This is a genomic window from Pseudoduganella chitinolytica, from assembly GCF_029028125.1.
GTDB classification, from domain to species: domain Bacteria; phylum Pseudomonadota; class Gammaproteobacteria; order Burkholderiales; family Burkholderiaceae_D; genus Rugamonas; species Rugamonas chitinolytica.
On the sequence record NZ_CP119083.1, the window covers coordinates 4651368 to 4666509 of the forward strand.

Genomic DNA, 15142 nt, shown 5'->3' on the forward strand with positions numbered 1-15142 from the left:
GGTAGCGAGGTCAGCTTAACGCGAGGTCGGTGGGAATGTGTAGCAGAAATGTATCCTCGACGAATAATGTTGTTGTTCCGCCCCTGTGGCTCCGAGAATTGACCGAAAAACAACAGATCAGTTACCTGTTGCATGGAGGATGCCGCACCGCATCATGGTAATTTTTAGTTACAGGGAGCAACGGTCGTTGTCGGGATAACCGGACGGACGATTTTATAAATATGGCAATTTTGCCGGGCAAACGCTACCATAAGGGGCGTCCCCGTCCAGCACCGCGCCACCGGGCGTTCACTCCATCCATTTGCCACGCTGCCCGATGATTTTCGTCTTGTCATATTGCATCGCGCCATGGCGCGCAGCGCACTGCCCGGGTCCGTCGGGAGGCCCGCATGGGTGACCTGGCCGGACCGGTCGCGGCGGTGTACTGGCTGCTCGCCCTGGCGGTCGTTTCACTATGGAGTCCGCCGCTGGGCGGACGCGTGCCCGCGTGGCCGGCCTGCCTGGCCGTGGCCATCGCCGCCGCCTGGGTTGGCGGATTCATCGCGCTGCCCGGTGTCGCCGCGCTGCTGGTGCTGGCGGCGCTGTGCCAGGTGTACCAGCGCAGCGCGTCCACCGTCGCGCGTGCATTGCTGGTGGGCGCGATCGTCGTGCTGGCGCTGGCGCTGGCCTTGCACAAGGTGCCGGGCTTTGCCAATCCATTGCTGCTGCAGGGTGTCCAGGTCAGCCCCGGTGCCGCAGCCGTGACGCAGTACCTGAACGTGGACAAGGCAGCCGTCGGCATCCTGTTGTGCGCGTTCTTCTGCGCGCCAGCCCGGCGCGGGGCGGAGTGGCGCGCCGTGCCGCGGGCGCTGCCGATCGTGCTGCTCACGCCCGTGGTGGTGCTGGCGGGTGCACTGTTGAGCGGTACGGTGGCCGTCGACCCGAAGCTGCCGCCGTTCACGCCCCTGTTCCTCGTGACGAACCTGCTGTTCACATGCGTGGCCGAGGAAGCGTTCTTCCGCGGCGTGGTCCAGGGCGGGCTGCTGCGGGCGCTGGAAGGCAAGCGCCATGGCCCGGCCGTCGCCATCGGCGTCGCCTCCGTCCTGTTCGGGATCGCCCATGCGGGCGGTGGCATCGCGATGATCGTGCTGGCGACGCTGGCCGGGATCGGCTATGGCCTGGCGGCCTGGCGCAGCGGCCGCATCGAAGCGGCGATCCTGGCCCACTTTGTCGTCAATGCGCTGCGTTTCCTGCTGGTGACGTATCCGCTGCTGGTCCGCGCATGACGGCCGGACGCCCGTCGCATCGCTGCAACCGCACATCGTGGTCATCATGCTATCGTCTTCGTTTGTCGTCCCCCTGATGGAGAAAGGACATGCTCCTGTCGGACACAGCAGCCACTGATCGCCCCCGGCCCGCATGGCATGCGCTGCGCTGGCGTTGGCGCCGCGTGCTGCGCAGCCTGGCGGACACGTTCGCGCTGCCCGTGCCATTCGCTGCCCCGGCACTGGAAGCGGAGTTCCTGTGCGACCACGGGCGCCGCTTTGCCCCGTTCCGCCGCGCGGCCGCCTTGCTGGCGCTGCTGATGATCGTCGCGCTGGCCGGCTGGGACTACGGTCACTACGTCGCCGACCCGGCGTTCCCCCTGCTGGCCGTGCTGGGCTGCCGGTTTGTCGTCAGCGTGGGGCTGGCGGCGCTGTTCATGCTCACCTTGCAGCCGTCGTTCAGCGACGACCGCCATGCGCATGCCGCCATGTTTGCCGGCGTGGGCATCACGTCCGCCGGCATGCTGGCCATCTGCGTCATCACGCCGGACGCGATTTCGTACAACGACTATTTCATGTCGATCTACCTCGTCATGATCTACCAGTACGGCTTCCTGCACCTGCGTGCGCGGCCCGTGCTGTATTCGACGCTCGGCCTGGGCGCCGTCGTCGTCGCGCTGCAATACGGCTGCCGGGCCTGGACGCCCTATTCGCTGATGACGCAGGAGGAATTCGGCCGCGCCATGTTCTTCTTCATCAACGTGGCCGCGATCGGTGTCGGCATCTGCATCAAGTTCGAGCACACGGCGCGCAGCCAGTTCCTGCAGGCGCGCGAACTGCAGTCGACCAATACGGCGCTGCAGCAGCATGCCGCGCAACTGGCGGCGGAGAAGGATGCGAACCAGGTCAAGGCCAACGCCCTGATCCAGCTGAAGGAGGAGCAGCGCACCCAGGCGCTGCGCGTGAGCCACGAGAACGCGCGCTTCCTGGCCTCGGCCGCGCACGACCTGCGCCAGCCCATGTTCGGCCTGGGCCTGGCGCTGGAAGCGATGGGGCAGGCGCTGGCGCGCCGCGACAATGTCGAGGCGGCCCGCCTGTCGGAGCTGGCCAGCCGGTCGGCGCGCGCCATGTCGACGACCTTCAACGGCGTGCTGGACCTGTCGCGGCTGGAGGCAGGCGTGGTGACGCCGACGCTGACCAATTTCGACGTGGCCGACGTGCTGCGCGAGGTCATTGCCGACCTGACGCCGTACGCGGCCAGCCGCGGCGTGGAGCTGCGCTGCCGCCGGCGCACCCGGCGTGCCGCCGTCGTCCGCAGCGACCGCCAGATGCTGTGCCGTATCCTGAAAAACCTCGTCAGCAACGGCATCAAGTATGCGCGCAGCCAGCCGGGCCGCCCGGCCGTCGTGCTGGTGGGCGCGGTCGGCCTGCACACGCGCATGCGCCTGGACGTCGTCGACAACGGCATGGGTATCCCGCCCCAGCAATGGCAGCGTGTGTTCGAGCCGTTCGTCCAGCTCGACAACCCCGAGCGGGACCGCGACAAGGGCCTGGGCTTGGGCCTGTCGATCGTCAACGCGATGATATCGCTGCTGCCCGAACACCGCCTGGAATTCACGTCGGAAGTGGGGCGCGGCACCCATTTCTCCATCGACGTGCCCAACGGCACTGCCTCGGAGAGCGTGGCCAGCAGGGACGAGCCGGACGAAGACGACGACGTGGCGGGCCGCTATGTCGTGCTGGTGGAGGATGACCGCATCGTGCTGGCGGCAATGGAAGCGCTGTTCGTCCAGTGGGGCATGCTGGTCGACACCGCCAGCGACCTTACGTCGTTGCGGGCGCTGGCGCAGGAACTGGAGCGCCCGCCCGACCTGATCATCACGGACTACCGTTTCCCGAACGGGGCCACGGCGCGCGAGGTGCTGGACATCGTGCTGCCTGCGGCGGCGCGCGGCGAGACGCCGCCGCCCGTGCTGGTCGTCAGCGGCGAAGCGGAGGTCGCGCGCAAGGCGCTGGGCGACACGGTGGCGGAAATCCTGTCGAAACCGGTCCAGCCAGCGATCCTGAAGCAGGCGATCGCCCGGCTGTCGGCGGGACGGGAGCGGATCAGCTGCGTGGAATGACGAGCCCGCGACGGGCCATTTCGACGATCAGTTCGGTGCGGCGCCGCACGCCGAATTTCTCCAGCAGGTCGCCGCTGTATTCCTTGATCGTGTTGTCCGACACTCCCATCTTGCGGGCGATGGCCTTGTTCGACAGTCCCTGGCAGATGTAACCCAGCGTCTCAGTCAAGCGCGGCGACAGCGCGACGCCACCGAACGTGGAGCGCTTCGGCGCCTGGGGGCTGAAGCCGCCCTTGCCCAGCGCCGTATTGGGCAGGTAGATCTGGCCCGCCAGGATCGTGTTCAAGGCCGCGCGGAACGTCGCATCGCCTTCCTCGCTGGCCTTCGAGATAAAACCGCTGGCCCCGGCACGGATGCATTCCATGACGGTATCCCGGTCGTCCTGCCCGGACAACATGACCACCTGCACGGGGATCTCGTGCTCGGCGATCCAGCGCAACACGTCGAGGCCGGACTGCCCGGCCCCGAGCTGGTAGTCGAGGAACATCAGGTCATATTGACGCGCCGCCAGCAGCGCCACGGCGCTGTCGAAATCGCGCGCCTCGTCGATTTCCAGGCGCGGATCGCACTGCACGAGCAGCGTCTTCATGGCCTGGCGCGTCAGTCCCTGGTCTTCGACCAGCAACGTCTTGCGAAAATAGGGTACTTCCATGGCGGCATCCAATATGTGCATGAGCCTATCGTAAGCCATCCGGCTTGCGCTGCCTACCCTTCCGATTGGGGGCTGCGTTGGGGCGGCTGAGCGTGCCGTTATCCGACAGGACCGGATTGGGACGAACGGTGACGTGAGGCCCGGACGCGATCGTCCACTGCCATTTGGCCGGCCCCGTCATTAGCTGGTCCGACATCACACACCCAGCGTCGCACCCCAATGTCGAGTGCTGCCCAAATCGACGGCAATATGCCCGAGGCACGGCGTAGTCGAGAGGGCTCGCATTCGAACACGCGCCACCACGCACGCCAATACTCCGAAAGAAGCCAGAACAGCAGCTACTCCCCGAACAGCCTGGACCACGGCAATACCGCACAGGCCGTGGCGGGCAGCCCGATCACGGCAATCGCGATGGCGATGGCGATGGCGACGCTTTGGCGACCTTGAATGATTTCATCTGAAACGGCCATTTAACAGGTCACTCAGAAGTTTGACCGTTACGCAATATCGGAGCTTATTCCTCCTCCAGTGCTCGCAGGGGCGCGCTCCATCGCCTCGGCGCCAGGCCGCCCGCACGCTCTAATCGCGCCGGATGGGTCAAGCCATGCACGGTCTTCAGCTTCCCAATGGCCACTTGGCGCTGTCGAACCTGATCGCCAGACGGGTGCCGCTCGGATAGATGGTCTGGCTGAGATTGCCGTTCGCTGGGCCGATGTCGCCATAGCGGGACTTGACCGTATGCGAAAAGCGATTTTCCGGCTACGGAAATAGCCGATCAGTCCTCGGCGTCAGCCGCGAGGCCGGCAAGGAACGTGTCGTGTGCTGGGTTGGCAGAAGCGGCCGGCATCGCGCCATCAGCCCGCTGCCAGCGCGCCGGATGCGTCAGCTCGTGCACGGCCTTGAGCTTGCCGATCGAGACGTGGGTATAGATCTGCGTGGTGGAGATATCGGCATGCCCCAGGATCATCTGGATGAACCGGATATCGGCCCCGTTCTCCAGCATGTGCGTGGCCATCGCGTGCCGGAAGGCGTGGCAGCCGCCCTGGGCGAAGCCGGCCAGGCGCATGTAGCGCTTGACCAGGTCCGACAGGCAGTTCTTCTCGAACGGCTCGCCGTAGTCGGACAGGAACAGCGTCACCTGGTCCGGCAAGCCGCACAGCAGCGGCCGCACCTCCGCCACGTAGCGCGCCACCCAGGCGCAGGCGCGTGCGCCCAGCGGTACAAGCCGGTCCTTGCGTCCCTTGCCCAGCCGAACCATCAGCGTGCCGCGCTCGGTGTCGATGTCGTACAGCGTCAAGCTCACCAGTTCGGAGCGCCGGATGCCCGAGCTGTACAGCGTCTCCAGGATCGCCCGGTTGCGCAGGCCCATCGGCGTGTCGACGTCGGCGCCGTTCAGCACGGACTCGATGTCGGCCACGCTCATCAGGTGCTTCGGTAACTGGCGCGGCGGTTTCGGCAGGGTCAGGTCGGACGCCGGCTTATACAGGATGTGGTTTTCGCGGGCCAGCCATTTGAAGAAGGTGACGACCGGCAGCAGCCGCGAGGCCTGGGTGTTCACCGACAGCGGCTGGCCGTTGGCCTTGCGGTAGTGGTACAAGTGGCCCTGGTAGCGCTGCAGGATCGGCCGGGTGATCTCGTTGGGCCGGTTCAGGCCGCGCTCGTCGCACACCAGCACGTAATCCATCGCGATCAATCGCTCCAGGTGGATGCGCGCCTGCGTGTCCGACAACGCCGTGGCCTGGCGCACCTGCGTGCGGCTGAACCGCACGTCTTGCCGGCGTAGCTCGCGCGTGTTCGCTTCGGCTTCGACCCAGCGGTGCAGCGCCGCCAGCACGCGCCGCGTCTGCGGCGGCAGCTCGTCGAGACTGCGGCCCAGCACCTCGTGCGCGAGCCGGTTGGCCAGGGCGATGTCCTCCAGCGTCGCCTCGATGTATTCGATGGACCGGCTGCCCACCGTCGTGGACAGCACCGGCCGCTGGTACTGGTGCAGCAAGGCGATGGTGTCGATCAGCGTCAGGTATTTCTCGTGGTCGCGCCGGGTGCGCGTGCGATCGTCCAGGAAAGTCAGCTCGGCGGCGTACGGGTTGACGACCGCCAGCTTTCTCAGCAAGCGCTGGGCGTTGCGGTGCAGGTCCAGGATGTGCTGCTTCTGTTCCTTGCGTTGTAGCCCCTGCAAGGTGCGCTTCTCGCGCTGCAGCCGGTGGATCGCGCGGGTCTGCTCGCGGTCCTCGTCCACCGTCAACACCAGGCAGCGGTTCATCAGCTCTTCGTCGATGTCGATCGCCGTCGTGGTCAGGAACATCATGACCGGTCCTTCGACGCGATACTCCTGCGTCACCAGGTTACCCGTCTTCGGGTCGCTCCCAGTCGAGGCGATCGTCAGCTCGCCCTCGGATTGCAGCAGTTTCAGCGCATAGCTGGCGCGGCTCGCGCCCTCTTCCTCGACGATGGCCAGGATCTTGTGCTTCAGGTTCGTTTCGCCCATGTAAAACAGCGACTGGCCCGTCATCGCGCTGTACTTGACGCGCTCTTCGTCCGGCATCATCGCCAGCACGGCATCCATCAGCGAACTCTTGCCGGCCGCGCTGGACGACTGGATCACCACCGCCAACGGCGAATCGAGGCGCCGGCTGGTCGCGGCCAGATAGCCCACCAGCTTATTAGTCGACTCACCGACGATGCCGCATGCCTCGAAGTCGGCCACGATGCGCTTTTCTTTAAAGAACAAACGAACAGCAAACCCGCCTGATAACAAGTGTAAACAGCACAAGTCTTTGATTTGCAAAGCTTTGGCGATGTACGTGCACGAAAGCTGCGGCCAGCTAACGCGAAAGTGTAAACACTGATTTACTAATTGAATCAGGAGCTTACGCGTGAAAACCGGGCACGCGTTTCGTGCGTAATGTGTGTACTCCATCCGGGGTGCGGGGAACCCGCAAAAGTGCCTGAACTGCCTGAACGACGGTCCGGGACGAATCCGTAGAATTCACCGATCACTAAAGGAACGCGGCCATGACTACCGACACGAAAAACGTTCAGATGACGCTTAGCGTCGCCCGCGTTCGAGGCAAAGTTGGCGCGGCTAGCCTTGGTCAGCGGGTCGACCGAACCCGACGTTTTGCTCAAGGCGGTCGCGTTGTACGAGATCGCCCTGCAGGCGAAATTGAAGGGTCAGGACGTGGCTATCCTCGATGAGGAAAAACGCCTGGTGAGCGAGATCGATGGAATTTAACCGCGGCCCTGGGAAACGAGAAAGCGGCCAGGTAATATCTCAAGCCAGCTACGGTCGCATATCGCTGTCATGGCAGGAGATAAATATATCAAACGACACCGTACCCTTCGGTGTTACTCCTGGCGGCCGTAGGCTGTCCAATTTCTGCCCCGCTACTTCATATATAAGACCTCCCTACGCGTGCGATTAATTAAGAGTGCACCGGGATAAGTCCCCCCATCTAGCGAAATCTTTGGGATGTAAGTTAACTCGCGAGCATCACCGAATCGCTCGCTATGACCACGAATGCCGAGCGACTCCGCCGTTCTAGGCAGCGAAGCTTGCTGTGTTGCAATAAATTTGTCGAAGTCAGAGCCGAAAGTAAAGCTAACAAGCCCTGTGTTGCTATCTAAATTTGAAGTTGAATTAATGTTTTTTGCAGACTGCGGCAGGAAACCTGGCAACCATTCTTTATCGATGGCACCTGACTCAACTGCCAGCTGATAAGTATCGAACTTTAGCTCTATTATATTTCTCGGCCATAGAAATACTGCCACGAAGCTAAACAGAATGAACATGCCCGCAACGATCACAAGAGCAAATTTACGAGTTTTAGTCATAAGGATTAATATTTTTTATATTCAGGCGACGCCAAATAATCACGCATACGCGTTTGACTCCTGGGTGCAAGTATCTCAATATATCCCTCGCACTGAGCTTCACACGTCTTATTTTCTGGGCAAGACAATCCGACTTCGTTTACAGCTTTATCGTGATCATTATCCGCCGTCATTTCGGCATCGCCTCGCGATCTACCATCTCCATACAATCCTAACCGCCCACGAACATAATCCGAATTTTCTTTTTGGCTCATCAAAAATCTTATATAGCCAACATCATTCGCAGCCTTTTTCGCTTTACACGCGGCAACACAATGGAACACGTTATCGGGACCACTGCCGCTACCTTGTGCAATGTTGAGCCGAGACATTTCTCCAGAATAGTAGGAAAGAATAGTGATAGGAGAGATCTTAAAATTCGTCACCCCTTTTGACCACCCCGAGTTCGGCCCTTCCAAGCCGAATGGATCTATCCCGAATAAGGGATTAGCAGAAACGTACAGATAGGTATTAATTCTGCCTCGGAGACCAATCGGGTCGCTCTGCACATACCGCCCGGTCTGCGGATCATAATCCCTGAAGTAGTTGTAGTGTATTGGCCTTAACGGCTGCCTTGGCTTGTGGTGCTGCTGCTCGTCGCGGCATCAATCAGCCTCACTATTTCCGCGTTTGGCTGCGTTTGACTTTCTAGGATTTCTTTTGATTTTTGGTTCGGTACCGCACCCAACGAAATCAGTCGTGCGACAGCTTTTTCGTGTTTGCTACTGATGGCGATATTTAGCGCCGAATCGCCCTCTGCTGTCGTTCGATTGACCCCAAGACCCAAATTCACAAGGTAATTTAGGATATCGAGTGAATCATCCATCTCGTTATATAAAGACAGCATGACCAGGTCATACCCTTTCGAAGTTACGACCTCCTTCTTTGCTCCGCTTGCGATCAGTATTTTCACGGCGTCCAAATGGTGCCCCATAACAGCGTAGACTAATGGAGTCCGACCGTAGCTGTCAATCTCATCAACCTTGTTCCCTCGGACCAGGAGTAGCCGAATCGCATCCACTTCGCCAGATTTGGCAGCATCAAACAAATTCGTGAAATTCCGTGCCGGCGTAGGCGGCTTCTCACACGCGGAAAGAAGAAACGCCAAAACAAGCAAAGCGAAAATTTTCAAATCTTTCATTTTGTACACTCGCATCGATAAAATTTCGATTGACCCTCATCCTCACGCCTAAACCCGTAATCATTGATAATGATGTTGTCTGTTATCGAACTTTGCGAGGCAGTCTGGTCAGGCCCGACTACAATTCCCACATGTCCCGTGTAACTGCCATGTCCTGGATAAACTTTGACAACAATGTCGCCATTCGAAGCTAGGTTTGGTGGGACTTCTGTAAAACCGGGCACCTTACCGCCGTACCTATCGCTGGCGACCGGTTGCAGTCCTTTCCCTGCCAACCTTGGAGACCGATTCGCTTTACCCAAGATATCATGAACGAAGAGATTACATTTGAACTGGCCAATTCCAAAGGGACGCGATGAAAAGCCCTTTGTGTTGGGATGGCTCTTATATATGGACCATGCGTCACTACCACGCATTGCGCGGGCTTCTTTCTCGCGATGCATGTGCATCGCCTGCCGCAATGATGCAGTCCGAGGGTAGTGGATTAGCGATGAACTTCTCCTTCCAGAACAACCGTGTAAGCCGGATGCACGAGTGACGTTGAATACCCGCCGACACCTATCGGCACATCCAAAAGGAGTCGTATAGAGGGTTGCGCGGCTGGCAGGTGACCAGGAGTCCTTGCGGGATACCGATGTTTTGCGCCAGGGTTCGGCGACTGGCCCGACGTTTCTACCTGTCTGGATGGCGGCCCAGGGTGCACCCAAGGTGGTTCGTGTCAATTAACTCCTCCGGGTGATCGAGCTACACTGACAAGTAGGCGGCCCGGCGCTCACCAATATGCGCTCGTGCAACTAGGAAGGGTCTACTCAGCAGGAATCTGTTTCATTGTTTCTGGCGGTATGCATTCTTAAGACAGTTCATCGGCCCATTGTTGCCAATCTGCCGCTCGGCCTTGCAACGATCGCCCTGCAATACGGCTTACGGCCACTGCAAACCAAGCGCTGCCTCGACATACGTTGCCGGTCGCCCGGGGCGGTACAGGACGCAGCATCCTGTTCCATGAACGACACTTCTGGTTCAGCCAGACGACGCTCACCCTTCTGCTTAAAGGCCCAGCGCTGAAACCACGTCACGCAGCGGCGCAGTCAGGTGATCTCGCGCTCTTTGCTCTGAGCAAAGCAGTTACCTCAGGCACGTCTCTCTCACCATCGGGCCAATGCTGTCGGGGAGGAGGATTGCAGAGGTAATTATCAATATTGTAATGTTTTTTTGCCGAGGCCTAGCAACATTTTTGAATGCGGCCAACAGGTTTTCAAAAAGCGCTACTTATCTGCTTCGCCCTCCAGAAGCAGCAATTTCAGACGTGGAGGTTCATTTCGCAGGTGGTGCCAGCCTTGTCGTTCCGGGTCGGCGCGTCGCCATCGCGCCTGCTCTAGCTGACATGGTTCTGCAACAATGGGGATGAACATGTTGTGCCAACCGGCTACCCGTCTCTTAGGCTGGCTAAAGCAAGCGCTTGGTGTCCGTAAACGAGTAGATTGCGGAGAGAGACTGGCTGAAATCTTCGGGAAGTTCTGCCCGCGTGCGAGAAGACCGCCCGGCAACAGCGGCGGCAACGTTATGCGATATTGTGCACTGTAGAGGGAGAAGTGCCTCTTGGAGGCAAGGCCGCCACAGCGCGCGGCGCGATTTTGTGCACACACCGTATGCCAAAAATAAGCGCTCACGATCGCTAACAGTGCTGCATACAGCAGCGCCCAAGCTTCTGATTTGATCGGAGAAAATGGTGCGGCTGGCTGGGATCGAACCAGCGACCCTTGGCTTCGGAGGCCCAAAATAGAGCCTTTATTTACAGGCATTCTGCTGTTTTTCTGTATTTTTTGGCACAATTTTGGCACACTTGTAGCTCGTCAACAACAAGTGAGCTTTGTGTGCCTACCATCCGCAAAAGAGGCGACGGCCAATATCACGTCCAGATTCGCAAGCGCGGCTATCCTACGCAGACGAAGACGTTTACGAAGGAAGCAGACGCCCGCCGTTGGGCAACTATCATTGAGTCCGAGATGGAGCGCGGCGTGTTCGTGTCCCGCACTGAAGCGGAAGCAACGCTCGTCAAGGACGTGTTACAACGATACGCAGATGAGGTGTTACCGACGAAACGCAGTGAGCAATCTGACAAATCGCGCATCAAGACGCTGCTGAACGCTTTTGGCGACTACCGGATGGCCAGCCTTACCTCCACGCAGATAGCAAAGTTCCGTGACCAGCGTTTGCAGGTTGTTGGCCCACAATCGGTCATCCACGAGATCAACCTGCTAAACCGAGTGCTCAAAACCGCGACAATGGACTGGGGCATTGCACTACCTGGTGGGTTGCCAACAGCCCAGGTGCGTAAGCCGACCAAGCCGAGAGGACGTGATCGTCGCGTAGCGGAAGCAGAAATCGCCAAAATTTGCTCAACTACGGAATCCGCAGAACTACGAACCATCATCGTACTGGCTGTAGAGACGGGGATGCGTCGGAACGAGCTGGCTTCATTAACCTGGGACGACATCGATTTAACAAAGCAGACGGCACACCTTCCAAATACGAAGACTGACGTGCCGCGCACAGTTCCGCTGTCCAAAGCGGCCGTAAAGGCATTAAAACTGCTAGGCCACCAAAACGAAGGGCGGGTGTTTTCTCTACAAGCCGAATCGATAAGCCAAGCATTCGAACGAGCCTGCGCACCACACCGGGCGAACATAGCCGGCGTGCGCTTCCACGATCTTCGTCACGAAGCAACAAGCCGGCTTTTCGAAAAGGGATTAAACGTGATGGAAGTCGCAGCAATCACAGGGCACAAAACGCTAGACATGCTCAAACGTTACACGCATTTGAAAGCAGAAGACCTAGCGAAAAAACTAAAATAATTACTTAAACGGAAGAAATTTTTCATATTGCGGAGGAAGTAAACTATATTGTCCCCAAGCCTCGGTCATACAACGTGGGACACCTTCCCCTTTATTGCTAACAACACCATAAAACAATAATACTCTACCGATTGATTTTGAATCAATCTTTTTTCTCTCATCGAATTTCGGCCACGTATAGATTTTCAATTCAGGGAAGCCTTCAACCTCTAAATAGATAACGTTTCGAGCCGACAATTGCCGATATTTTATAATCTTTCCGAAAAACAAATTTGCCCGAGCAGGCAGACTGTCTTCTTCGAGCCTATTTACATCATACAAAACGCTACGTAAGTGTAACGGGTATTGACTATCAGGAAAGTAAAACGCTCTATGTATGTTTTTATCGAAATTTCTACATATAGACAGAACGCTAGAGACCTTTGTTGGTAGCAAAACCTTCTTACCAGTATGACGGCCGAGCGCAACTTCTGTTATAGGGCCATCAGGATCCTCAATTTGGGTCTGACGAAACTCCAAGTCTTCCAAATCCCCGTTATCTTGAATATCTGGTGGTTCCGCAGCCCAGCCGCCAATGAGAACTAGGTTTTCATTTTGAACAGCCCTTCTAACTTCCTCTTCACTTTGATATTGAAGTCCGGAAGACCTCGCGACACGAAGGGTACAATAAATGTCTCTATATTTCCCCCTATGACGATAATGGGCGGTTCTCTCATTCGAAAATAGCTCCGCCTCCTCTGGAGTCCTACTAAGTGGAGTATTGCATTCAGGACAAAATATCGCATTCTTCATTTCAGGGCGATACTCTTCTGGAGTAATTTTCTCCCCATGGAGCTCCAAGTATTCTTTAGAGTCTTGTTCGAATTTCCATTTACTAAGGAAATAAGCAAAAGCGATGCGATGCTGCTTTTCGTCCATAAATCTTTGTCATTAAGTTAGAAAAAAAGAACAGTCGAGCCACCAAATCCAGACACTACTTAACAATAGTTAGCTTCGGAGGCGCTTTCTTTATCTTATCGCTACTACTCGAACTAGTCTCCTGTCTATCTGGAACCATACCAACTTTCATAAGACCATACGTAAGCTCATCAATTTCATAAGATGAGACACGCAGTTTCTGGGCAATATCAGCACGTCCGAGATTTTCTTCCCGTAGAGCTGCAAAAACTTTGTCAAGCAGCAGCGAAGTCTCCCGCGTCATCGATTGAGGTTCGCTCGTTCGATAGCCCGCCTGAGAAATCTGAATGCAAAGATTTCTGTTAATCCATTCTGTAGTTAGGCCAACTGATCGCAATCTATAGTTCAAAGCCGCAACAGATACGCCCCAATGTTTTTTTGCACGTATTAGAGTATCTAAAGTAGGGAAGCGAAGTCCGGTAGCCATCACACTCTTCATAGGCATAAGAAACGCCGAGGCGAACGCATTGGCCTCTTTTTCTGCCTCAGATCCGTGCGGCTGACCATGTCTATGCATTACTAGATGCCCTAGCTCATGCGCAGCATCGAATCGACTATGTTCTGCGCTCTTCAATGTATTTAAAAATACATATGGTGTACCATTCCACCACATTGAAAATGCATCTACCTCTTTAGCATCGATTGATAGCGAAAATACACGGATTCCCTTCGACTCCAGGAGATGAACCAAATTTTTAATTGGCTGTTGTCCTAATCCCCAGTGACAACGCAACGCTTCAGCCGCAGCCTCTGGATCCATATTGCGTCCTAGCTCAGGAAGATCAGGCGTAGGAAGCTTGAAGCGCTGTTCAATCCATTCGTTCACCTGTACCGCAATTGATCCAGCTCCAAGCGCGACATTTTTCAACGTCACACTCATCTTGCTCATAGCACGAAAACTTACTGCATCTGCGTCAATTTCTTCTACAGGATCTTCTTCAAAAAAGAATTCCTCCGGAAAACGAAGCAGTTGAGATATGTTTCGAAGTCGTTCCGGATCTGGAGGAAACTCCCCCGTTTCATATGCAGTAATCGAGCGCGGTGTTACTCCAGCTAGCTTAGCGAGGTCTGCTTTCTTTAGACCGCGCCGATTGCGTGCAAAAGTTAGGCGTGAAGGATTGAACGTCTTGGAGTCCTGGTCACCCTTTCCTCTCGACAGATACGTCAAATTCGGGGCCATCATCATCTCCAAAGTTAATCTGTGTTTCACCAAGCGGAATCGCCGGGAAAATAATACGTTCCTGCCAAGAGCGAATTTTTCCGCCCACTATCTTTGATGGCAAGGAGAGCTCAAAACGCACTTCGTTTTGCGCAACGTGATAAAGAAGAATCCACATGATGTGGCGAGCGTCATCGGTAGCGGACGGTAGAATTGGAATATCCTCAGCCTCGAACAATGACAGTTGCTTCACATTCACTGCCACGGCCGCTTCGGTACTAGCTCCTTTAGGAGCGCGATTAGAGGGGATACCTGTAGTGCCAGTCTCGCGGTCCCCGGTCTGGACAGCGATTGACAGAACACGTTCCTCATGAACACAAAGAGGGAAATTATTCTTGTCAGTAACAGCCCAACCAAGCGGCACAACTACATCTCGTAACGAGCGTACTGTCTCTGCCCACTGAGCGTATCCCGGATAGGTCTTCGGATGGTGGGGCGTTCCGTTTGTCCTTGCATGTACGCCGGCCATGATCACGTCCTGGACTTGCTCAATTGTCAACCCGAAAAGCTCTTCCAGTCTCGAGATGTCAGGACTGCTACTTTGCTGCTGCTGATGTGCGCTCATACGTTCCTCAAAGTAATCACTTCCTGAATTTTAACCTCATCCGAGGAAGAAAAACAAGAAGTGTTGTTGAGCATATCATGGCTGGGCCTACGTCGGAGCGTCAATCGTAAAATCCTCACGTTCATTGCGAAACGGCCCAATCTCGCAACTCGTTTACGGAGCGCGCCCTTCCGGCTCCCACGCCGACGTACACGCATCCAGATTCCCGCAGGCGCCGCCACCTAACCTGTGAACTACCCACAATACTCTGCAGGTGCCCGTTCACCTGCATTTTGTTTTGCCTGACGGCGGTAGCCGTCCAGTCTCGCAGAGCAGGAGTCCCGTTGAGCACCAAAGGTGCGAATAAGGGAGAGTGAAGATTGCTGGCCCCCTCGGGGGAATAGCTATCTTCACCTATCCTGCCCGCCTCAAATGTTCGATTAAGAGCCGAATCTTAACGGCGGCTATTTCCATTCACTTCCGATTTATCCTCAAATTCCGCACTAAAAATAACCGATCACAAATCAAATCAAGACC

Annotated in this window: 12 protein-coding genes; 4 read left to right on the forward strand and 8 right to left on the reverse strand. The window is 56.9% G+C overall.

All coding sequences use genetic code 11. The features are described from left to right. Nucleotides 1-389: 389 nt before the first annotated feature. Both PX653_RS20610 and PX653_RS20615 read left to right on the forward strand, forming a co-directional pair. Nucleotides 390-1265 carry a CPBP family intramembrane glutamic endopeptidase gene (locus PX653_RS20610; RefSeq protein ID WP_277414584.1) on the forward strand — a complete coding sequence of 292 codons (876 nt, stop codon included), beginning with the start codon at nucleotides 390-392 and terminating at the stop codon, nucleotides 1263-1265. Nucleotides 1266-1354: 89 nt separating this feature from the next. Further along, a complete protein-coding gene (locus PX653_RS20615; RefSeq protein WP_277414585.1) occupies nucleotides 1355-3367 on the forward strand; it encodes a hybrid sensor histidine kinase/response regulator in 2013 nt (670 codons plus the stop codon). On the opposite strand, the gene PX653_RS20620 is transcribed toward PX653_RS20615, so the two are convergent. Both PX653_RS20620 and xerC read right to left on the reverse strand, forming a co-directional pair. Further along, nucleotides 3351-4019: a response regulator gene (locus PX653_RS20620; protein WP_277414586.1), complete on the reverse strand. Its 669-nt coding sequence runs from the start codon at nucleotides 4017-4019 to the stop codon at nucleotides 3351-3353. The genes PX653_RS20615 and PX653_RS20620 overlap by 17 nt on opposite strands. A gap of 775 nt (nucleotides 4020-4794) precedes the next feature. Continuing rightward, nucleotides 4795-6747 carry a site-specific tyrosine recombinase XerC gene (xerC, locus tag PX653_RS20625; RefSeq protein WP_277414587.1) on the reverse strand — a complete coding sequence of 651 codons (1953 nt, stop codon included), beginning with the start codon at nucleotides 6745-6747 and terminating at the stop codon, nucleotides 4795-4797. Between the two features lie 345 nt (nucleotides 6748-7092). Here xerC and PX653_RS20630 point away from each other — a divergent pair, with 345 nt between their 5' ends. Next, entirely contained in the window at nucleotides 7093-7251 is a 159-nt protein-coding gene (locus tag PX653_RS20630; protein ID WP_277414588.1) for a hypothetical protein, read from the forward strand. 152 nt (nucleotides 7252-7403) lie between these two features. Here the strand turns inward: PX653_RS20630 and PX653_RS20635 are convergent, their stop codons facing one another. Genes PX653_RS20635 through PX653_RS20645 form a run of 3 tightly spaced genes read right to left on the reverse strand, consistent with a single transcriptional unit; the run spans nucleotide 7404 to nucleotide 9030 of the window. Continuing rightward, nucleotides 7404-7850 carry a YbbD-related protein gene (locus PX653_RS20635; RefSeq protein ID WP_277414589.1) on the reverse strand — a complete coding sequence of 149 codons (447 nt, stop codon included), beginning with the start codon at nucleotides 7848-7850 and terminating at the stop codon, nucleotides 7404-7406. A 5-nt stretch (nucleotides 7851-7855) separates the two neighbouring features. Continuing rightward, on the reverse strand, nucleotides 7856-8446 hold the full coding sequence (locus PX653_RS28220) for an RHS repeat-associated core domain-containing protein (RefSeq protein ID WP_307731070.1): 591 nt from the start codon (nucleotides 8444-8446) through the stop codon (nucleotides 7856-7858). Nucleotides 8447-8451: 5 nt separating this feature from the next. Then, complete coding sequence (locus PX653_RS20645; RefSeq protein ID WP_277414590.1) at nucleotides 8452-9030, reverse strand: ankyrin repeat domain-containing protein; 579 nt, start codon at nucleotides 9028-9030, stop codon at nucleotides 8452-8454. A gap of 1874 nt (nucleotides 9031-10904) precedes the next feature. On the opposite strand from PX653_RS20645, the gene PX653_RS20650 reads away from it, so the two are divergent. Next, nucleotides 10905-11885, forward strand: a complete 981-nt coding sequence (locus PX653_RS20650) for a site-specific integrase (protein WP_277414591.1) — start codon at nucleotides 10905-10907, stop codon at nucleotides 11883-11885. Here the strand turns inward: PX653_RS20650 and PX653_RS20655 are convergent, their stop codons facing one another. The 3 genes from PX653_RS20655 to PX653_RS20665 are packed head-to-tail and all read right to left on the reverse strand — an operon-like array spanning nucleotide 11886 to nucleotide 14626. Beyond that, nucleotides 11886-12803: a hypothetical protein gene (locus PX653_RS20655; protein WP_277414592.1), complete on the reverse strand. Its 918-nt coding sequence runs from the start codon at nucleotides 12801-12803 to the stop codon at nucleotides 11886-11888. Between the two features lie 55 nt (nucleotides 12804-12858). Beyond that, entirely contained in the window at nucleotides 12859-14022 is a 1164-nt protein-coding gene (locus PX653_RS20660) for an XRE family transcriptional regulator (protein WP_277414593.1), read from the reverse strand. After that, the gene (locus tag PX653_RS20665; protein WP_277414594.1) at nucleotides 13982-14626 is read right to left on the reverse strand and encodes a hypothetical protein; all 645 of its coding nucleotides are present in this window, start codon (nucleotides 14624-14626) and stop codon (nucleotides 13982-13984) included. The genes PX653_RS20660 and PX653_RS20665 overlap by 41 nt, the downstream gene beginning before the upstream one ends. Between the last annotated feature and the right edge of the window lie 516 nt (nucleotides 14627-15142).